This is a genomic window from Paenibacillus cucumis (ex Kampfer et al. 2016) (assembly GCF_019748695.1).
Taxonomy (GTDB): domain Bacteria; phylum Bacillota; class Bacilli; order Paenibacillales; family Paenibacillaceae; genus Paenibacillus; species Paenibacillus polysaccharolyticus.
Genome location: NZ_JACLIC010000014.1, coordinates 179,060 through 199,319, shown reverse-complemented (window position 1 = coordinate 199,319; position 20,260 = coordinate 179,060). Strand labels below are relative to the sequence as shown.

17 protein-coding genes and 1 pseudogene are annotated in these 20,260 nt (G+C 43.4%); 3 read left to right on the top strand and 15 right to left on the bottom strand.

From position 1 onward, the window contains the following. Positions 1-13: 13 nt before the first annotated feature. The 3 genes from gnd to zwf form a co-directional block, all read right to left on the bottom strand. Positions 14-1,432 carry an NADP-dependent phosphogluconate dehydrogenase gene (gnd, locus tag H7T88_RS09760; protein WP_154957504.1) on the bottom strand — a complete coding sequence of 473 codons (1,419 nt, stop codon included), beginning with the start codon at positions 1,430-1,432 and terminating at the stop codon, positions 14-16. 66 nt (positions 1,433-1,498) lie between these two features. After that, positions 1,499-2,164 (bottom strand): fructose-6-phosphate aldolase, encoded by a 666-nt coding sequence (fsa, locus tag H7T88_RS09755; RefSeq protein WP_154890520.1) that lies wholly within the window; start codon positions 2,162-2,164, stop codon positions 1,499-1,501. 44 nt (positions 2,165-2,208) lie between these two features. After that, positions 2,209-3,732, bottom strand: a complete 1,524-nt coding sequence (gene zwf / locus H7T88_RS09750; RefSeq protein ID WP_154890521.1) for a glucose-6-phosphate dehydrogenase — start codon at positions 3,730-3,732, stop codon at positions 2,209-2,211. Positions 3,733-3,844: 112 nt separating this feature from the next. Between zwf and H7T88_RS09745 the strand changes: the two genes are divergently transcribed. After that, positions 3,845-4,750: a LysR family transcriptional regulator gene (locus H7T88_RS09745; protein WP_154890522.1), complete on the top strand. Its 906-nt coding sequence runs from the start codon at positions 3,845-3,847 to the stop codon at positions 4,748-4,750. Positions 4,751-4,867: 117 nt separating this feature from the next. Here H7T88_RS09745 and H7T88_RS09740 read toward each other — a convergent pair whose 3' ends face one another. The 5 genes from H7T88_RS09740 to H7T88_RS09720 all read right to left on the bottom strand — a co-directional run bounded on the left by H7T88_RS09740 (position 4,868) and on the right by H7T88_RS09720 (position 10,916). Further along, positions 4,868-6,874 carry a chemotaxis protein CheA gene (locus H7T88_RS09740; protein ID WP_221788267.1) on the bottom strand — a complete coding sequence of 669 codons (2,007 nt, stop codon included), beginning with the start codon at positions 6,872-6,874 and terminating at the stop codon, positions 4,868-4,870. Positions 6,875-6,888: 14 nt separating this feature from the next. Then, the gene (locus H7T88_RS09735; RefSeq protein WP_154890524.1) at positions 6,889-7,314 is read right to left on the bottom strand and encodes a chemotaxis protein CheW; all 426 of its coding nucleotides are present in this window, start codon (positions 7,312-7,314) and stop codon (positions 6,889-6,891) included. Positions 7,315-7,339: 25 nt separating this feature from the next. After that, positions 7,340-8,929, bottom strand: a complete 1,590-nt coding sequence (locus H7T88_RS09730) for a methyl-accepting chemotaxis protein (protein WP_221788266.1) — start codon at positions 8,927-8,929, stop codon at positions 7,340-7,342. 557 nt (positions 8,930-9,486) lie between these two features. Continuing rightward, a complete protein-coding gene (locus tag H7T88_RS09725; RefSeq protein WP_154957506.1) occupies positions 9,487-10,161 on the bottom strand; it encodes a hypothetical protein in 675 nt (224 codons plus the stop codon). A gap of 170 nt (positions 10,162-10,331) precedes the next feature. Further along, a complete protein-coding gene (locus tag H7T88_RS09720; RefSeq protein WP_154957507.1) occupies positions 10,332-10,916 on the bottom strand; it encodes a cupin domain-containing protein in 585 nt (194 codons plus the stop codon). Positions 10,917-11,161: 245 nt separating this feature from the next. Between H7T88_RS09720 and H7T88_RS09715 the strand changes: the two genes are divergently transcribed. Further along, positions 11,162-12,700, top strand: coding sequence for a hypothetical protein (locus tag H7T88_RS09715; protein ID WP_221788264.1), 1,539 nt, complete (start codon positions 11,162-11,164; stop codon positions 12,698-12,700). Positions 12,701-12,783: 83 nt separating this feature from the next. Here H7T88_RS09715 and H7T88_RS09710 read toward each other — a convergent pair whose 3' ends face one another. The 5 genes from H7T88_RS09710 to H7T88_RS09690 form a co-directional block, all read right to left on the bottom strand. Continuing rightward, the gene (locus tag H7T88_RS09710) at positions 12,784-13,293 is read right to left on the bottom strand and encodes a hypothetical protein (protein ID WP_221788262.1); all 510 of its coding nucleotides are present in this window, start codon (positions 13,291-13,293) and stop codon (positions 12,784-12,786) included. 85 nt (positions 13,294-13,378) lie between these two features. After that, a complete protein-coding gene (locus H7T88_RS09705) occupies positions 13,379-13,750 on the bottom strand; it encodes a hypothetical protein (protein WP_154957510.1) in 372 nt (123 codons plus the stop codon). A gap of 23 nt (positions 13,751-13,773) precedes the next feature. Then, positions 13,774-14,514, bottom strand: coding sequence for a hypothetical protein (locus H7T88_RS09700; RefSeq protein ID WP_221788260.1), 741 nt, complete (start codon positions 14,512-14,514; stop codon positions 13,774-13,776). A 2-nt stretch (positions 14,515-14,516) separates the two neighbouring features. Continuing rightward, positions 14,517-15,824 carry an SPFH domain-containing protein gene (locus H7T88_RS09695; protein WP_154983609.1) on the bottom strand — a complete coding sequence of 436 codons (1,308 nt, stop codon included), beginning with the start codon at positions 15,822-15,824 and terminating at the stop codon, positions 14,517-14,519. Positions 15,825-16,097: 273 nt separating this feature from the next. Next, a complete protein-coding gene (locus H7T88_RS09690; RefSeq protein ID WP_221788259.1) occupies positions 16,098-17,165 on the bottom strand; it encodes an ankyrin repeat domain-containing protein in 1,068 nt (355 codons plus the stop codon). 130 nt (positions 17,166-17,295) lie between these two features. Here H7T88_RS09690 and H7T88_RS09685 point away from each other — a divergent pair, with 130 nt between their 5' ends. Continuing rightward, positions 17,296-18,303, top strand: coding sequence for a serine hydrolase domain-containing protein (locus H7T88_RS09685; RefSeq protein WP_221788258.1), 1,008 nt, complete (start codon positions 17,296-17,298; stop codon positions 18,301-18,303). A gap of 179 nt (positions 18,304-18,482) precedes the next feature. Here the strand turns inward: H7T88_RS09685 and H7T88_RS09680 are convergent. Together H7T88_RS09680 and H7T88_RS09675 are read right to left on the bottom strand one after the other, a co-directional pair. Next, a pseudogene (locus H7T88_RS09680) lies at positions 18,483-19,504 on the bottom strand (serine hydrolase domain-containing protein). Between the two features lie 10 nt (positions 19,505-19,514). Beyond that, a complete protein-coding gene (locus H7T88_RS09675) occupies positions 19,515-20,231 on the bottom strand; it encodes a DUF1361 domain-containing protein (protein ID WP_221788257.1) in 717 nt (238 codons plus the stop codon). Between the last annotated feature and the right edge of the window lie 29 nt (positions 20,232-20,260).

The window sequence follows — 20,260 nt, the reverse complement described above, 5'->3', positions numbered from 1 at the left end:
CTTATATTTAAAATTACTCGTTGGTATCCATCCATTGGAAGTGGAATGAACCTTCTTTGTCCACACGTTGGAATGTGTGAGCGCCGAAGTAGTCACGTTGTGCTTGCAGCAAGTTTGCTGGCAAACGCTCTGTACGGTAGCTGTCGTAGTAAGACAACGCGCTGGAGAAGCCTGGTACCGGAATACCTTGTTTCACCGCAGCGGCTACCACTTCACGCCATGCATCCTGATAGGATTCCACGATGTTTTGGAAGTATGGATCAAGGAGCAGGTTTTTCAGGGCTGCATCTTTATCGTATGCTTCCTTGATGTTTTGCAGGAACTGCGAACGGATAATGCAACCGCCGCGGAAGATCATCGCGATGTTGCCGTATTTCAGATCCCAGCCATATTCGTCGGATGCGGCACGCATCTGTGCGAAACCTTGAGCGTAGGATACGATTTTACTTGCGAACAGCGCTTTGCGCACGTTCTCGATGAATGCTTTTTTGTCACCGGAGAAGGCTTCGGCCTTAGGTCCGTTCAGGATTTTGCTTGCAGCGATACGCTCGTCTTTCATCGCCGACAAGAAACGGGAGAATACGGATTCCGTAATCATGGACAATGGTACGCCGAGATCCAGCGCGCTCTGGCTTGTCCATTTGCCTGTTCCTTTTTGTCCAGCGGCATCCAGAATAACATCAACCATTGGTTTGCCTGTTTCTGGATCGTATTTGGAGAAGATATCCGCTGTGATCTCGATCAGATAGCTGTCAAGTTCACCTTGGTTCCACTCTGTAAAGATTTCATGTAATTCTTCTACGGAAACGTTCAGTACGGATTTCAGCAAGTGGTATGCTTCACCAATCAACTGCATGTCACCATACTCGATGCCGTTATGCACCATTTTAACGTAGTGTCCCGCACCGTCAGGTCCGATATACGTACTGCACGCATCATCGCCAACTTTGGCAGAGATTGCTGTCAGGATCGGTTCTACAAGCTCATATGCACTTTCCTGACCGCCTGGCATAATTGCAGGACCTTTCAGTGCGCCTTCTTCACCACCGGATACACCTGCACCGATGAATCGGAAACCTTTGGCTTCCAGCTCTTTGCTACGACGCTGTGTATCAGGGAAGTAAGCATTACCGCCATCGATAATGATATCTCCTTGATCCAAATGAGGAAGCAATTGCTCAATAGTAGCATCCGTCGCTTTACCCGCTTGTACCATGATTAGAATTTTGCGTGGTGATTCCAAAGAAGCTACGAACTCTTCAATGGAAAACGCTCCGATCAGGTTTTTACCGTCTGCTTCTTTCAGAAGATCATGCGTTTTCTCTGGTGAGCGGTTAAATACCGATACCGAGAAACCTTTACTTTCAATGTTAAAAGCCAGGTTTTTCCCCATTACTGCAAGTCCAATGACACCAATCTGTTGTTTACTCATTATGTCCTCCCGATACTCCATGATTTATATATATTTTTCGTTAAACCTTATCCACACGTATGGCTATTATTGTACTGTTTTTTTCCAGTCTGCTGCAAATTTCTCCATCCCTTGATCTGTCAGCGGGTGTTTGGAAATTTGTTCAATGACTGAAAATGGAACTGTTGCAATATGTGCTCCAGCCATCGCTACACGTGTAACGTGATCCGGATGTCTCACGGATGCAGCAATGATCTGAGCATCGAGATTATGTGTGCGGAACAGTTCAGCTACTTTGGCTACCAGTTGTACACCGTCTTCGGAGATATCGTCCAGACGTCCCAAGAAAGGGGATACGTATGTTGCACCTGCACGAGCTGCAAGCAACGCCTGATTCACAGTGAAGATCAAAGTCACGTTTGTTTTTACACCTTTTTTAGTCAAGTAACGGCAAGCTTCCAGACCTGCAAGGGTCATTGGCAATTTGATCGTGATATTTTTGTCGTTGTTGTTGATTTTGATCAATTCGTTCGCTTGAGCAATCATTTCTTCAGCAGTCAGCGCATCTGGCGTTACTTCAGCGGAAACAGACTCCACTTCAGGCACAAGCTTCAGAATTTCTTCGATGCGGTCTTCGAATTTCACGCCTTCTTTGGCTACCAGGGAAGGGTTCGTTGTTACACCGGACAATACACCAATTTTATATGCTTTTTGAATGTCTTCCACGTTAGCTGTATCGATAAAAAATTTCATGACTGAATTACCTCCGATTATTTTAGTTTTGTTCGTTTTTTGAATTAAATGTTGCCGTTAACTGCGATGGGTACGTCGCTGTCTTGCTCAGAAATCAGTTCACTTGGCTCATCAAACCACCAATGATGACCTTCTGCCTCAAGCATGGCATCCGACTCCGCTGGTCCATAGCTTCCTGCCGGATATAAGTGAAGCGGTAGCAGATTTTCATTGAATGCATCCAGAATCGGTTGCACCCAAGCCCAGGATAACTCAACTTCATCCCAATGTGCAAAAAATGTTGGATCACCATGCAACGCATCGCGAATCAAGTTCTCATAAGCTTCTGCCAGATCTCCCTGATTAGGAGCAAGATCAATATGAACGGGTTTGAACTCCCCTTTATTTTCAGGATCACTTGCGTTCAGTTGCAGTGTCATGCTTTGATCCGGGCTCATCTCAATCACAAGCAGGTTCGGCTTCGAACCGTTGTTCTTGATCAGGTGACCTTGGCCTGAAGGTTCTTTGAACTCAATCACGATTCGTGTTGATTTCTCCTTCATTCTTTTACCCGTACGGATGTAAAACGGAACACCTCTCCAGAAGAAATCATCAATTTGCAGCTTCGCGGCAATAAATGTGTCATTCATCGTGTTCTCGGCAACACCTGGTTCATCTGCATAGGCATGTACCGGTTTTCCTTGAATGCTGCCTGCAGCGTACTGTCCACGGATGATGCTTGCTCCGACTGTTTGTTTCTGAAGGGGCTGAATGGACTCCATAATGTGTTTCTTCTTCTGGCCCACATTTTCGGAAGTGCTGTTATATGGAAGCTGAATCGCCATCATCATAAGCAATTGCAACATATGATTCTGGAACATGTCACGCACAGCACCTACATGATCATAATAGGATGCGCGTTCTTCGACACCTACAGTCTCATTTGCCGTAATTTGCACGTTAGAGATGTAACGGTTGTTCCAGAGAGCCTTCATAATCGGGTTGCTTTGATGAAGTGTCTCTAGCTTCTGAACCATCGGTTTACCCAGGTAGTGGTCAATCCGATAAATCTCTTCCTCTGTGAAGGATTCACTCAGCTTGCGGTTAAGGTCACGTGCTGACTGCAAATCATGACCAAATGGCTTCTCGATGACGAGCCGTTTCCACCCTTGCGTTGAACCAAGCCCGCTTGCCTGAATATTTTCAGCGATCGGTTCGAAGAATTCCGGACCAACCGAGAGATAAAACAAGCGATTGGATGGGATGCCCAGTTCAGCTTCTCTTTGCTCAACCAATTGAAGCAACTTTATATAATCTTCCTTATGTGTGATATTCAATACACTGTAGCGAAAAGCTTTTACAAATGATTTTACTGATTGATGATCTCCTTGACGTCTGGAGAACTCATGTAAAGATTTTTCCACTTGAGCTTGGAAAAATTCATCCGACCATTCTCTGCGGCCCATGCCGATCAGGGAGAAGGTTTCAGGAAGCTTTTTCTCAAGGTACAGATTATATAGGGCAGGATATATTTTTCTTTTGGCTAAATCTCCAGTAGCACCAAATAAAACAATTGTTGTTGGTTCCATCTTACCGTGCTCCTTCCAAGTAACTCTGGTTTCTTTGTTGTAGTTACACTATAATACGTTTTATAGCTATACAAGTAATTAATATATTTCACAGGAGCTATAGACGATATCTATGACAACAAATTATGAATTATATAAAGTCTTTTACTGGGCTGCCAAAACAGGCAGTCTGACCCAAGCCGCCAAAGCCCTTTACATCACACAACCCAGCGTCAGTCACGCGATCAAACAGTTGGAAGACAGCTTCGGACTCACTCTTTTCTATCGAAATTCCAAGGGGGTTGCATTAACCCAGGAGGGTGCCAGCCTGTACTCCTATATTGAACAATCCCAGATTCTCATCTCCCTTGCAGAAGAAAAAATGGCTGCGCTAAAAAATCTGGATAACGGGGAACTTCGGATTGGCGGTAGCGACTCCCTCTTCAAACATTACATGTTATCGTATCTGGAGGAGTTTCACATTCAGTACCCTAACATCAAGCTGCATCTAAGCCATGGAACGACGCCTGAAGTCATCACGTTTCTGAAAGAAGGCAAAATCGATCTTGGCGTTGTGCGTATGCCCATCGTTGACCCACAGCTGGAAGTGCGGGAGAGCATTCAACTAAAGGATTGTTTTGTTGCCGGCGAACGATATGCCCAGTTGAAGGGAAAAGTGTTGACCCTTGAACAACTGCTTGAACATGAGCTTATTCTGTTTTCCCGGAACAGCCGGGTTCGGATGGCTATCACAGAACTCTTCAATCATTATAATTACACGTTAAAACCAGAAATAGAGGTCGGCAGCGTTGACCTCCTGATTGAATTTGCTCGCCGCGGCTTGGGAATCTCTTATGTCACACGAGAATTTATCTCCAAAGAGCTGGAAGAAGGCTCTCTCTTTGAGATTCAGCTCGACGTTCCTCTGCCTCCATCTCATGTAGGGATCATGACAAAACGCAATATGCCGATCTCTTCGGCTGCGAATCACTTTATGGACTTAATTTTCAAAGCACAGGCGGACACCTCGAGAACATGATCCGTTGAGAACAAGATAAAGAGCCTCAAGGCCCTGCATGCAGGATCTTGAGGCTCTTTATCTTCTTTATTTTAAATAAATTATAGTGATTACTGAATGAAGTGAGTTCTTTAACTTTTAATGGCTGACTAGATAAGAAGCGTCCAGAATAAGAGCCACTTTACCGTTCCCCAGAATGGTTGCACCAGATAGATGATTCATTGCTCCGAGGTATGTTCCAAGCGACTTAATTACCACTTCCTGATTTCCGATGATCTCATCCACTGCATAAGCCGCAATTTTATCGACAGAACGCACAATGACGAGTGGAATCGTCTTGGACTTACGGTCGGTACGCGGGTACTGCAACTTGTCACACAGTCGGTAGAAAGGCACGATACGTCCATGATTCAAAATGGATTGCTGTCCCTGAATCATCTGAATCTCTTCCGGTTTAATGCGCACGATCTCCGCTACGTTGTACATTGGCAAAATCAATACCCTGCCAGATACATTCACCAGAAGCCCTTTGATAATGGCTAAGGTGAGCGGTAACCTAATCGTAAATGTCGTTCCGATACCAACCTCTGTATCAATATCTATGATGCCATTCAACCTTCCGATCTGGCTTCTTACGATGTCCATGCCAACACCTCGGCCAGATACATCACTAACGGTTGAAGCCGTAGAGAACCCTGGTTCAAAAATCAGATGAACGGCTTCCTGTTGATTTAAACGAGCCGCTTGCTCTTCAGTTATAATGCCTTTTTTCATTGCGGAAGCTTTGATTTTCTCCCCATCAATACCCTTACCATCATCGGAGAAACGTATGACCACATGATTTTCCTCGTGGTATGAGGTCAGTTTGATTCGTCCTTTGGCAGGCTTGTTCTGTTGGGCCCGAACCTCAGCACTCTCAATGCCATGATCTGCACTGTTCCGAATTAGATGGATTAACGGATCACTGAGTTCTTCGATAATCATGCGATCCAGCTCAGTCTCTCCGCCTTTAATGACCAGCTCAATATCTTTGCCCAGCTTCTGCGACAAATCCCGAACCAGCCTCGGGAACCGGTTCAACAATTGATCAATAGGCAACATCCGCGTCTTCATAACTCCGTCCTGCAGTTCCTTAATGACTCTCCCCATATGGTCGGACACTCCGCCAATACTTTGAATCACTGGGGAGGGCTCCTTACGGGCACCAGTACGGCTCAAATCAGCAAGAGAGGTCTGATCAATAAGCAACTCACCCACGAGGTTCATCAAATGATCCAGTCGCTCCACACTTACGCGAACCGTAGGCTGGGTTGACTTCATCTTATCTTCCTGAAGAGGCACTGACGTGTCGCTTTTTTCTTTTCCAACTGTCATTTCAGTCTCTATTAATTCAGATGTTACAGCAACCTCTTCTGTCGCCAAAATATATGGACCGACATCCACGCTCCGAATATCCGAATCTCCGGATAACGCACTCTCAATCTGAGCTTGATCCAGAGAAGATGCTGTAACGATCACAAACTCGTTATAGTGCGCCTCTCCCAGTTCCTCATCAAGACCCTGCTTTTCAATGGATGTGGCTAGTACACTGCCACATACATCTTCAACCCGTTTGCACAAAATATGATATCTAGCTGCTTTCATCAAACAATCTGAGCTTAATACAATGCGAATGGAAAAAATCTGCTGACCTGGTTCAAGTACTTCATCGAACAGATTCGACTCCACAGACTGTAGAACGGGTGACTTAGTCTGCTGAGCCAAGGCCGGTTGATGAATCATGTCTTGTATTTCTTTAACCACTGCACGGAAATCAGTAAAACTTTCGCCTTGCACGTATTGATCCCTAAGCACTCTCATGGCATCCAACGAACGAAAAAGGGTGTCAACGAGTTGTGCGGTAACTTCCGGTTTCTTGGATCGCACCCATTCCAATGCATACTCCACTTCATGTGTCAGATCACTTAATTCACGAAAATCCATAGTCGAAGCCGAGCCCTTAATCGTATGAGCCGCCCGAAATAAGGTCTGCACAAGTTCCACAGAAGGTGAAAGCTCAAGTGCAAGCAAGGACTGATCCATCCGTTCCAACTGATCATTCAGTTCTTCGATAAATATGTCGCGATAGGCGGACAAATCCATCATTGGTGCATTCCCTCCTAACCGCCCAATATTTCATCCAGTTTCAATATACCAACCAGACTGTCTCCCTGTTGGCCCACACCCTGAAAAAATATCTCAAGGTTGCGTCCATGACCTCCAGTAGGCGGATGTATTTCCGAATAAGTTGTGACTTTGCTGACTCGATCTACAATCAAACCGATATACTCATCTTGATAACGTACCACAATGATTCGGGTCGCCCGGGTAGCCGATTCGTCTGGCATGCCAAGCAAATTACGCAGGCTCATGACGCAAACAACTTTACCACGCAGGTTCATGACTCCTTTGATTTCGGTACGACTAAACGGAATATCGGTAATACTTTGCATTTTTATAATTTCATGAATTTCTTCGATTCGAATGGCACAGGTCTCTGCGCCAACAGATAATTCGATATATTGTTCTTTCTGAAGTGAAGACATTCGTTTCACCCTCAATTCGTTATTATTACTGGGTTTTGAAAGCAGACGCAGATACAGACAATTCTTCTGCAAGATGTGCCAGTGATTGACAAGTGGCCGCCGTTTCTTCCGATGCCGCCGCAGATTCCTCACTGGATGCAGAGATCGACTCTACCGAGCTCATCACCTCAGCAGCTTGTGCCGCCTCTTCCTCACACGCAGCCGCGATTTCATTGACTTTCTGGGAAGAATTATTCACCATTTCAATGATCTGATCAAAGGCTTGTCCTGTTTTGGATGATTGCTCTACACTATCCGAAACGGCTTGCACGCTTTGTCTCGTATTCTCCTGCATCACTTTGATAATTGTTGTGATTTCTTTGGTCGCTTCGCCACTACGTTCAGCAAGCTTGCGAACTTCATCAGCTACGACTGCAAATCCTCTTCCTTGCTCTCCTGCACGGGCTGCTTCAATCGCCGCATTTAATGCAAGTAAGTTTGTCTGTTCAGCAATATCGTCAATAACTTCGATGATGTCACCAATTTTGCGTGAATCTTCTTCAAGCTTCGCCATTTTCATATTCACGGCTTGCATACCTTCCAGGGAAGTCTGAACAACATGACCGCCTTCACGTGCCGTTTTCACTGTATCATTAGACAACTCAGCGGCTTCTTCAGCACTTGCAGCTACAGAGTTAATAGCCAGAGACAATTCCTTAAACAATTCGGAGATGTTTGCTGCTTCACTCGATTGACTTGTGCTTGTACTAGCAATTTCCTGTGTACTTGCCGAGATCTGTTCAGATGATGCTGCAACGCTCTGTGAATTCATGACGATGTTATTAATTAATTCTCGCAGATTGTCTACCATGCGATTAAGCGCAAAGGCCAGTTGCCCAACCTCGTCTTTTGAGGAGATATCAGACTTGAGGGTAAGGTTTCCGTTAGAAACTTCTGTAGCTAGACCAAGCATAGCCATTAGAGGTCTGGAGATGGAACGGGAGATCACAAATCCAATGATAATACTAAAAATAATCGAACCAATGACCAAAACAACGGTAACTGTGAATGCACTTGTGTACGCTGCTTCCGACTTTGAATTGTTCTGTTCCGCCAGTTTCACATTCAATTCCACCATTTCACCCATCGTAGCGAGGGCTTCATCACCAGGCGGTTTGAGTGTATCTTTCAAGAAAACGATAAATCCTTGATCGTCATCACTTTTTGCCAGCTCTATACCTTGCTCAAAGATTCGCATGTAATTTGAGTACTGTGTATCGAATTTGCTAAGGAGCTCAGTTTCTTCGGGGGTCGTTGCCAGAGGACGATAGCCTTCAATTTGACTCTCGATGTTACCTTTAATGGTATTAATATTATCGACAATACGAGTTTGCTCTGTGGCATTTTTCTCAAAGTTGAGATCACGAATGTTAACCCGCATCCTCTGGTAATTCATTTGTGCTCCGCTCAATTCTTTTACTGAAATCAGATTGCTGTTGTACATTTCTTTCATGTGTTCATTGGTACTTCTAAGTGTTGTGATTGAATACACTCCAAGGATTGCAAGAATCAGAGATACAACCAAGAATGCTGAGATAATCTTTGTTGCTGTTTTCAAGTTGCTAAACCACTTCATTTTATCTCCTCCTAAGTTTCATCGTGTCTAGTTATGTAATTAAAGTTTGCTAATCCAATCTATGGATCGCTCTCCAGACAACATACGATGTATTTCGACATAAATATTAGAAAACTGAATAGATAAATTTTATTTTTGCAAACTTTCGTTTTTACGTAAAATTTTTATGATAAATAAGACTCTTGTTTTTATCATATTAAATACTATTAATCTAAATTTAATAGAATAAACAATCATATTAACGAAATTTATATATACATTTTTGTACATATCTCTTTTTTTGATGATGGACGATCAATGTTATCTTTTTTACTTGGACCTATATGTTAGTTCATAGTTCTTTGGACTAATTCATATGATAACTATATCGAGATAGTTCTACTCACCTGTTCAAAACATCTAATAAATACGACTTAAGACTAATAATAAAATTAAAATACATGATTCAATTGAACTAAAAAAACAATCAAATTCACTATGTGGGAGTTTGATTGTTTTCTAGATTCATATGCAATTTTTAAGCTCCTTTGATTCAATCGAAATACGATTTATTCATATTATTCCATCTGCTCCAGCTCTGTCAGACGGTCTTTGATTCGCAGTGGAATAAGTTCAAACAGCTTGTCCCATGTCATAAACATCTCCGGTTTCAACAAATACTCTTCAAACTGCATCGAGGGTACAAATGCTTTGGTTTGCAGATATTTTTTGACACGGGCATCGATCTGTTCACTGGTTTGAAAAAACGGTTCAAACATTTCATTTACAAGCAAGCCATCACATCCTGCCTGGGCGCCTGCTACACTATACAGATTGGGCAACAACTCAAATACAACCGGTAATGGTGAAAAGGCGTGTTTCCCCGGCTGGGAGTACAGGCACACATGATGACCAACCAGATTAGCTCTATCTTTTAACAGCCCTCTTAATACTCTCCCATGAAAGCTGGCTTCGCAATCCACGACTTCTCCATCATGTCCCACATACACCCATACATGCTCCAGCTCATAGAGATGTCCGATCTCGTAATCCCACCATATCGCATATTCGATAACATACTTTACTGCTTCAGAAGGAAACTGTAGCTCTCTACGAAAAGATGGGGACGGCCCAGAATGCTCAAGCACAGACACGCCAACGAAATCCGGATAAAAAGGCTCATTCTGATCAAACATGATTACTGGTGCATAACTCAATGCTGTTTCCAGCCATTCACTTATAGCAATTGTCATAGAAGAATCCTCCATTTTCATTGTTGTTACTCCTATAGTAACAGAGAGAGGGTGAATGGCGTCAACTTATGCAAACGTAAAAAAAACTGCAACCGAATATACGCAGCTGCAGGTTCGGGAATGATAATCAGTTAAGAAAGGTTAAAATCCTTTGGATATTTCGGTTACCGTTATTCCCTTGGCGCTTTGGTAGCCTTGGAAGCTTGAACAGAGGTATCCGAAACGTCTGTTCCACAACCAATATTAGGACCAAGAATGGCATCATTCTGGATGGATGCAACCGCTTTGGCATAGGCTTCTTCATCCAGACAATATGCGCGATGAGCAACCTCCGGCGGTGTAGCCGCAAGAAAATCTGCCCCAAATACAATATCCGGTGTCGGTTGATCAAATATGGTCAGCACATATACGCCATCGGTTTCCGCAACAAACCAATGAAACCAGCCTTTTGGAAAAACAACCACTTGCCCCGGCTTCAAACGATACGTTATCCGTTCACGTGTGAACGGATTGAACACGGAAGCTGTAATCTCACCGCTGATTACCACGACCATCTCGGTTACATTGGGGTGCCAGTGGGGCTGCACAATAATCCCTTTACTCAGATAGACATTAAAAAAACCATTCTCAATCGTTGGCAACTGCTCTCCAAATAACTGAGTGACGTAGTTGCTTGAATCTCTCCGGTAATTCACCACAGCATTGGAATCAGCAGCAAGCGGAACATTGGGGGATTTCAAGATCGGATTGATCATCGGTTATATTCTCCTCCTTGGGCAAACATCTCGTTGTTGTACTGTATGCTGGGACATCATGAGATAATACTGCATTCAAGCTCTGGCGTATAACTAAGTCAAACTGTGCGTGCTGCGGATAAGAAGAACGTGGGCTGTGCTTGCCTTGAATTGGAAGTTTGTGAGGCTTAGATGATATAATTCTGATAACGAATTGGGCTTCATTTTTTTCCAATGTACTCTTTATATGTTGAGAGGAGTTTATTATGTTTCCATCTATCGGGGATATATACTGCAGCTTTAATGAACAAATGCAACAATATACGGCCTGTCAGATCACTGCTTTGAAAGAAACAGAAGATAAAAAACCACGTCAACTAGCCGCGATTCTGCAATTGAACTGGTCTGGAGATCAGCTCCCAACGGAATCCGAGCTTGACGTGATGAAACCACTGATCTGCAATTTTTTTTTTTGGAATGGTACCTTAGAGCATAACTATGTAAAAGCGGATGTTCCTGTATCCTATATTTTAGTCGGCAACCGACCTCCCCTAATTACCGAAGAATCACGAAGTTACAGTTCGGGTTGGCCGGCCGGAGAAAGCCTGTATCGTCAGCGGCAATGGGAACTCATCAATGAAAGCCGCAGAACTCTTTTTAAGCAGGCAGCTCATGACCACAGTGACATCACCGCCCGCGGGATTAAAATGCGACGTAACACCAGCACGATTCGTAACTTTATTCCAACTTCAGCTGACGATGTAGCTGAACTTGAGGCACTTCCGTGTCTGACTCATATCGAGATGAATGGGTACCACGAGGCTATCATTCCTTTTCTGAAAGAGAATCCCTTCGTTTATGAACTTCATGTACAGAACCACGGGCAACGTATACTGAATTTCAGTCAAACGCAGTTGACCCAGCTTGTTGTGGATGCTAGCGGAATGGAGAAGATTATACTCAATAACAAGATGGATTTCCTAAGTCTCACCGGCGAGATCAGTCCAGGTCTTCTTATTGATACTACTGGAGACGGACAGCAGCTGACCTTAAGTATAGCGGAAACTTTGCCAGAAATTTGCGGTCTTTCTCGTCTAAGTAGCCTTCAATTGTATAAAATCAAAGAGCTTGATATTGAATCTGTCGTCCAATCCTACCCTGAACTTTCCGAATTACGCTTGTGGGGTAAACCTGGTACGATATCGGGCATTCATTCCATTCAACATCTAAAATCTTTGCAAATGTTCAGCACGAATGATCTATTTGGTTTTGATGGAGATCAATTTCCAAGTCCCGAGCATCTTCCTGAACTACATACGCTTTGGATGAGCAGTCTTCCGGCAGAAGCAGCCAAGTCGATCAAAACCCGATATAAAAAAGTTGCCGAAACCCGAATCGATCTCGATATCACTCAGCCTCGTAAACCGGAATGGCTCGCTGAGAATCTGAACAATCCATTTCGGGATTGGGATGGAAGGGAACAGATCAAGGCAGTACATGCCAAAAAAGCCGCGCAGTTGTATAAACAGTCTCTGAAGCGGATTCGTGAATTAAGCCAGAGAAATGATTATGAAGACACACTCTCCGATCAACTCATTTCTTTCACTCAGGAGTATACACAGACGTTTAATCAAATGGATGTCAAATCGGAATGGATTGAGACGGTTGAGCGTGAAGAGATTGCTACTGTATTTGCGGGCTTGATCGATCAACTAGAGGATCAGTTGAAAACAACCCAGTCAGGTTCCTTCAAGATTGATCGGGAGCAGTTATACGAAGTCTTCGATCGGACTAGAGACTTTTAGAGCAGATTATAAAAAGAAGACCACAGCCTATCCCCTATTCAAAGGGACAAAGCTGTGGTTCTCTTTATATTTATTCTACTGATTTATGAAGCTTCAACCGTTGTTCCACAGTACTCACAATCCGTGAACTGTTTCCGATACACCTTTACCTTCGCCCCGCACCCCGAGCAGGTCACTGAAACTTGCCTTGGTGCTTCTTCAACCTTCTCTTCAACCTTTTCTTCTTCGTCTTTAGCATACTTGTCGCTGTTTATATTTATCTCTGTGTAGCTAAGTGACTGATTATTTGTATAAATCACCGTATTACTATTGTAACTTGAGGGACCATTTCCAATTTCTTGGGGCCGATAAGTATTTTCTAGTGCCGGATCTGAATCACTCCCATAGTCCCCGCCATAAAATTGTTTTTGAGGAACCTTTTTTCTTTGGAGTAATTTAATCGCTGAAAATATAAAAATAAACTCTAATACGAGGAGCACTACGAAGGTGACCGGATTACTTCCAATGTTTTTGTGATCACCTGCATTAAAAAAGGCAATAGGCATACCAATTGCATAGATCAAAAATATCAATCCAAAAATCGCTCTGATCATGATAATTCCTCCAAAGAACACTCTGTAAGCACTCAAATAATCTATCACAAGTCTTCATTCTTAAGCTTCAAGCAAGTCAGTGAAACTACGAAGTTCTTACCGTTGTCCCACAATATTCACAATTTGCCGACGAATTAGGATATACCTCTACCTTAGCTCCACATCCAGAGCAATTTACCGAAACCGGCTCTTTTTGCTGGATATGGTTTTTATCAAGGTACACATCCTTATAATGTTCTTTAACACTAGTCGGATGTTGATCATTACGAGCCGATTTAGAACGAGACTTAGGTCGACCACACATTTTTATTCCCGTAACCAATACAATAACACCAGGAATAAAAAGTACGATTAAACTAAACACGGCTAGACCCGCTTCATCCGCCATCATCATTAATGAGAATAGAATGGTTATAAACGAGATGATGATTAAAATAATTCCAAAAAACCTCTTCACTTTCTTCTCCCCCTAAAACATGGTTAAGATTTGAGCGAAAGAATCTGTTGATTTCTTTCTTTTAGACGAGACATCAATCGGGATAATTGCATAGCCACACGTTCACTATTTACTACTTCTCCTGCCTCATACTGAGTAGACAGTTCTTCTCTCAACAATTCAATATCTATAAGAATCTGACGATCATTATACTGCACGGCAGCTGGCGCGATTGGATCGCTATATTTAACCAGCTCAATGATGGCTTCTACTGACTTCCTGTCCTTTTCCACATTCAACATTGGATGTTTATCCATTATATTAAGCAACTGATACATGGCGTTCTCAATTGATTTCCAGTCGTTAATATTCAATTGTTGATTGGCTTCATGCTCACTTCCTGATCGAATATAGATCATTAAAATAGCGCACAAAATGAAAGCAAGAGCCGCAGTGATTACATGTAACAAAACAAACCAGCGCAGTGCATAATCTGCGAAACCTACGAATAACGCATAAAAAATGACACACCCCAGATAAATGATTAATACAATGCCTATAGCTGTGTAACCTGGGACAAAACGTTTAAAGCGATCCATATTTTGCATCACATGACGCGCATAAATCCACAAAGTCGTCATCGCAACGTACGATGCGGCAAGATTGATCCAGAATGGAAATGATAGAATATCGTTGCTAAACATCGTAAATGAGATGATCGAACTTAAAATTAAACAGACAAGATAGATTACATCTAGAATAAAAACGTTGCTCCGTTTCACCATCACTAAGCCTGCCCCCCTTCTTGCAGATTATTTCCGCAATCGAGACAGAATTTCTGACCAGGTTGTACTTCATGTTGACATTGATTACACTTCAACGTTAAACCTGTGCCACAGTTTCCACAAAATTTAGTGTGAGGCCCATTCATGTGGTTGCAATTAGGACATGGCCTTGGCATCGGCTCGTGACACTTCACGCATTCAGACGCATTCTCCGCATTATCAGCCCCACATGAAGGACAAGCATAATATTTGTCACCGCAGTTCGGACAAAACTTAGTTCCTTTCTCCATCGTGTGACCACAATTATTACAGTCCGTCGTTGCAGATTTTTCAGCTAATGATTTTCCGCATTTACTGCAAAAAGAGCTCTGTTCCTGATTCGGATGTTGACAATGCCCGCACAAGCGTACGGCAGGCGTTTCTGTTGTTGTAGACATGACTTTGGACATTTCAGACATTCCGCTACTAAACGAACCTCCCAAGCCAACGCCCATGCCCATACCAAGACCTGCGCCCATAATATCAGACTGCATGCTTCCTTCATTCTTGGCTGCACCTTCAAGCGTGTCGAATGAGCGTTCCTGCTGATAGGTGTATCCAATGATATCCATTTCCGCTTTGCGCGCGAGCGCTTCCCGTAATCGAATGACCGATGGGTCTTCTTCGGGCAAATTGACATTATGAATGTATAGATTGATAAGTTCAATTCCAAACTCGTCAAATGTAGAAGCGATGTTGTCCGCAAAGTGTCGTGATATTTCAGCGATATAGGCATTAATTTCTAACACACTTACTTTTCTATGTATTAAATAGGAAGATAGCATCGAATTGATATTCATCGTAATTAATCCACGGAAGTAATTCACCATATTGAGCTGATTAAACTCTGGCAGTGTTCCTACAAGTTTAACTAAAAATTTTCGTGAATCTGAGATTTTCATGCCCATTTGTCCAAAAGCTCTAACAGGCACAATAATATTATATTTCGGGTCCTGAACCTGAATCGGATTCGCAGTTCCCCACTTGACGTCCATAGCACTTACTTGATTCACATACCAGACTTCTGCAGCAAAAGGAGACTTTCCTCCAAATGGAAGGTTAATAAGTCGGTTTAGTATCGGGATGTTCGCTGTACTTAACGTGTGCCTGCCTGGCCCGAACAGATCAAGGGCCCTTCCATCCTTAAAGAGTATAGCCTGTTGAGATTGATTTACAATTAACTGAGTCCAAGTTCCCAATTCAGTCTCCGGATGTTTCCAGGCAAACACGTCGGGCGAACCGTCATACTTGATTACATCAATAATAGCCATATTCTATTCCTCACTTTAGCTTAAAATACTAGATTTCAACATCTATGATCCCAACCAACACAATCATAAGATATATTAATATTCGTCAATTATCGTCTTTTTTCATGTTTAGGCATTGCTATTTTACCATTTCTAACCTTCTTACGCACTAGTATAGTTCATATTTCATGAGATATTTTTCCTATTTAGGCACCACTTTGAGAAAACTCAAAAACCTCTTGCAATCGCAACCGCGTTATGCAAGAGGTTTCACAAATCAAGACACCACTGTTTCTAATTCAAAAGCCGTTCAATGTAAACCTCAGGTTCTTCCAAAAATTGTTCAAATGTGCATAATGTGCCCTGCTCCTGATGTTCAATATCGGCATAACCTATCATCTTTTTGCTTGGATTCCAGACGATGAGCATATGAGAGTACTGATCCAGATCAGAGGATAAACGCAATAGCTTCTGCCTGCCCATCTTCATCTCCACCGTATCTGTCAACGAAAAGAATTCAATATAACCAACGCCAGCGGGACAGCTTGGCAGGTCTATTCGGCGTGAACCTTCGGTCATAAAACGGATTAACGTTTCGGGGAGCTTGTATGATTGTAGTGCATGCAGTTTATTGCTCAGATTATGGAACTCCTCAGGCTCGTGTGATTTCAAGTATTCAGCCATTTCATTATTTTTCTGACTGACCGCAATCGTGTAGGCCCGCTCCCCGTCCTTCTCCTGCAACGTCACATCCGCACCTTGTTCCACCAAATATTTGACCATTCGCATACTGTTCTGCCGTGCAGCTACGGTGAGCGGTGTCGCTTTGTACGGATAAACCATATCCGGCTCGTTGTAGTTGATGTCCACACCCTCATTCAGCAGGTATTGAACCGTTTTCATATCATGATCCGATACTGCTTTTCGTAACGTTTTGCCGCCATATTTGCGGATGTCCAACCCAAGGTCGTTCAACACCGAAATATTCTTTTTGTTCCCGTAGTATGCCTCGTCGTATGCACTTGATTTTAACCGGCTTAGTCCGTTCAATTTGGCTCCTTGCTCAACTAAATAACGAATCACATCTGCTCCACCGTAGCGCGCCGCATATAAAATGGCTGGATGATCTTTGGCATTGATCTCGGCCCCTCGCTCCACAAGAAGTCTGATCACCTTCGACTGATTACAGATCAATGCCAGGTCAAGCGGACGAAGCGTAATGTTCGAGCTTAATGCTATTTTTTCTTCCAAGTCCATTCCTTGCTGTATATATGCTTCAACACGGGCAACATCTCCTTGGTAGATTGCGAGGGCTGGATCAGGCAACGCTTTGAACGTGCCTTGATTACCGATTTTGTACATAAGTTTGGCCTCCTCTGCAATGAAATAATGAAATTGATGTTTGTTGAGCTACCCAAATGAATATGCTAACATAGTGGGCAACCCTTTGGAATCTACATACTAAATACATAACGAACACAGAAAGGACACTATGAATTCCCTAAACCTTCATCATACATTGCAACAGATCATTCCACCGCTGGATCTCAGAAGCTGTCTGGTCAGTGTACGCGGGGAGATCGTTTACAAGCATTTTCGGAACACACAGGCTGAGACAGATATCGCCAAAATTAATTCATGTACCAAGAGCATCATCTCTGCGCTCATCTGTATCGCCATGGATCATGGGCTACTGCCCGAGGCAGGCACGCCCATATCCACCTTTTTCCCACAGCTTACTTCTGATCCTGACCCACGTAAACCAGCAATTACCCTAGAGCAACTGCTTACAATGACAGCCGGATTTAACTGGGACGAGTTCGGCGGACAAAATTCGTTTCCACGGATGACACGTACGGATCATTGGGTTAATTTCGCTTTAGAACAGCGTTTGCGACATGAACCTGGCACACATATGGAATACAATTCGGGAGTTTCCCAGATTCTATCCTCAATATTAATGCAACATGTAGGCATGAGTGTAGCAGCGTATGCCGAGCGTTATCTATTTGGCCCACTTGGCATTCAAGATTATGAATGGGAGCAAGATCCCCAAGGTGTACACACGGGTGGATTTGGCCTGAGACTGCTGCCAACCGACTTGCTCAGATTCGGACAACTCTACCTTCAGGAAGGGAAATGGGAAGGAAAACAGCTTATTTCCAGCCAACTCGTCCAACGTTCAACCCAGCCCTTCATCACGGTCCCACCACCAAACCATGGCAGTTACGGATGGCACTGGTGGGTGGATCAATATGCAGGTCAACATCTTGACGATAACTCGGTCTCCCAACACCGACCTACGGATTCAAAGCGTCTCAAATCACTAGATTATTACTACGCCAGAGGATTTGGAGGTCAGTATGTATATGTTGTTCCCGAGTTGGAACTTGTGACCGTGCTGACTAATGACAAACGCAAGAAGGAAAAGCCACCCATCGACGTATTCCCCAGATTCATTGTGCCTGAATTGTGGAAGCTAGCTACCTTTTCCGAATAAATTTACATTGATTCGAAGAGAGATATTTCAAACATACACCCTTGCCTGGAAGGAGTGATCGTTAAGTGGAAGGGCAAGGGTACTCAGACATTAGGAATTAACCTGCTACGGCGTTCTCCCTTCTGTCCGTTTCAGGGCAATTGTCTACGATCCGATATTTTCCAACCTCAACTCTCCCTTTACACCATTGCTTCCTCTACAGCCAACGTTATAGGATAAGGCCCTGACTCCTGATTTGAAATAACCACAAGTTGAATCCCATGCTTGGGATACACGCCAGACATAAACGAAACACCTGGGTCAAAACCCATGACATGAGCCTTAAATATTTCTTTTTCACGTAACTCCAGCCATATCCCCAAACCATAAAATTCCTCGTCCTCATCGTGCGCGTAGGGTGTCAACAAATACCGTGTCATCTCCTCACCGAGCAACGTATACCCCACAGAGCATCCCAGAAACGAATCATATCTGGTGCGGTTACATAGGCTCCGCCATCTGCTCCACCTTGAACAGGGATCGAAAAAATATTACTAGTCCATGTCCCGTCGTCAGCATCGATATATCCAATAGCTGTGTTACGCGGAAGCTGATCTGTCAGGAAATAACCTGAATCTTGCATACCCGCACGTTTGAAAATATGTTCCTCCACATATGTTGTAAAGGCCAAGCCAGTGTATTGCTCCACAATGAGTCCGAGTACGATAAATGCCGCATTGTTATAATGAAATTTCTCACCAGGAGCAGACTTCATTGGCAGATGTTGAAACATAGCCAGAAAATCACTGAGCTGTCGCATCACATACACGGGCCTGTCTCTCCACAACGCTGAAAAATCATCCATCTCGTCCTCATCAAAATAATCCGGTACGCCAGAAGTATGGGTCAGCAACTGGTGCACTGTAATCTCTGAATCCCACGCCGGAAACGTAAGGTTTAGGACATCCTTTAATTTGGAATCTAACGTAAAATGTCCTTGCTCAATCAACTGACCTATACTTACAGCTGTGAAAACCTTACAGCCCGAAGCAATACCAAAACGTGTATTCACATCATTCAGAAGTTCATCACTGCGGTTCGCATACCCTCGCACCATCTGAAAAAGGGTCTCTCCCTCCTGTTTGCACAGCACAACACCCGAAAAATCTTTTTGTTCCATAACCTCTTTGACTTTTTCCCTGACCTTTACTGCATCCAGCATATCGAAGCACCTACACTTTCTTATCATTGGTTTGTAAACTTCGTTGATCTGGTCCAGACCCTCTCGCATTCAGCAAATAATATAACGTGAGATAGATAGTAAAAAGAAACGTTCCAAAGAACATACAAAACGCCAAGGAGGGCCGACTAACACTTTCGTTCATCAGCCTGATTAACAACTCGCGATTAGTTAATGCATCCCAGCTGTTTAACCGATAAACCCGTCCAAGCAGAACACCATAACTGCCAAGAGCTGTTCCACCCATTACAAATATCCATGACGCCGCACGTCCTAACCGATTATAGATGACTTCCTGAATCTGATACATTGATAGGAAGCCGATCAGCAGTCCTGTCCACACAAACATCAGCACAACCATCAGATCATACCAATAGTGAAACTCGGCAAGGCTTCCAGAGAAATACCTTGAACTCCTTGACGTCAGGTGAAGCAAATCCGTAACGATATACGAAGAGTTGGGGAAAAACAACAGCCACATCATCGCACTCGGTATCGCGATCCATATGGCTCCTTTCCATTTCAGACGGCCCAAACCATAGGTTAGGGATGAGAATACAAATGGAATCCAGCCCAAAAACAAATTCCAGATTAGGAAACGGAAATACCGCTGATTCAGCCAGTCGGCCGCTATGTAATACAACCCCAGCGTGACAACCGTAACTGCACTAAGAAAAACAAACATGTGCACATAATTTAGTTTTCTCAATACGTACAACCTCACTTGTGTTGAATTCA

Bases quoted from the DNA above. Each gene is read 5' to 3' on its own strand.
- gnd (WP_154957504.1), bottom strand. From the start codon at position 1,432: ATGAGTAAACAACAGATTGGTGTCATTGGACTTGCAGTAATGGGGAAA.
- fsa (WP_154890520.1), bottom strand. From the start codon at position 2,164: ATGAAATTTTTTATCGATACAGCTAACGTGGAAGACATTCAAAAAGCA.
- zwf (WP_154890521.1), bottom strand. From the start codon at position 3,732: ATGGAACCAACAACAATTGTTTTATTTGGTGCTACTGGAGATTTAGCC.
- H7T88_RS09745 (WP_154890522.1), top strand. From the start codon at position 3,845: ATGACAACAAATTATGAATTATATAAAGTCTTTTACTGGGCTGCCAAA.
- H7T88_RS09740 (WP_221788267.1), bottom strand. From the start codon at position 6,874: ATGATGGATTTGTCCGCCTATCGCGACATATTTATCGAAGAACTGAAT.
- H7T88_RS09735 (WP_154890524.1), bottom strand. From the start codon at position 7,314: ATGTCTTCACTTCAGAAAGAACAATATATCGAATTATCTGTTGGCGCA.
- H7T88_RS09730 (WP_221788266.1), bottom strand. From the start codon at position 8,929: ATGAAGTGGTTTAGCAACTTGAAAACAGCAACAAAGATTATCTCAGCA.
- H7T88_RS09725 (WP_154957506.1), bottom strand. From the start codon at position 10,161: ATGACAATTGCTATAAGTGAATGGCTGGAAACAGCATTGAGTTATGCA.
- H7T88_RS09720 (WP_154957507.1), bottom strand. From the start codon at position 10,916: ATGATCAATCCGATCTTGAAATCCCCCAATGTTCCGCTTGCTGCTGAT.
- H7T88_RS09715 (WP_221788264.1), top strand. From the start codon at position 11,162: ATGTTTCCATCTATCGGGGATATATACTGCAGCTTTAATGAACAAATG.
- H7T88_RS09710 (WP_221788262.1), bottom strand. From the start codon at position 13,293: ATGATCAGAGCGATTTTTGGATTGATATTTTTGATCTATGCAATTGGT.
- H7T88_RS09700 (WP_221788260.1), bottom strand. From the start codon at position 14,514: ATGGTGAAACGGAGCAACGTTTTTATTCTAGATGTAATCTATCTTGTC.
- H7T88_RS09695 (WP_154983609.1), bottom strand. From the start codon at position 15,824: ATGGCTATTATTGATGTAATCAAGTATGACGGTTCGCCCGACGTGTTT.
- H7T88_RS09690 (WP_221788259.1), bottom strand. From the start codon at position 17,165: ATGTACAAAATCGGTAATCAAGGCACGTTCAAAGCGTTGCCTGATCCA.
- H7T88_RS09685 (WP_221788258.1), top strand. From the start codon at position 17,296: ATGAATTCCCTAAACCTTCATCATACATTGCAACAGATCATTCCACCG.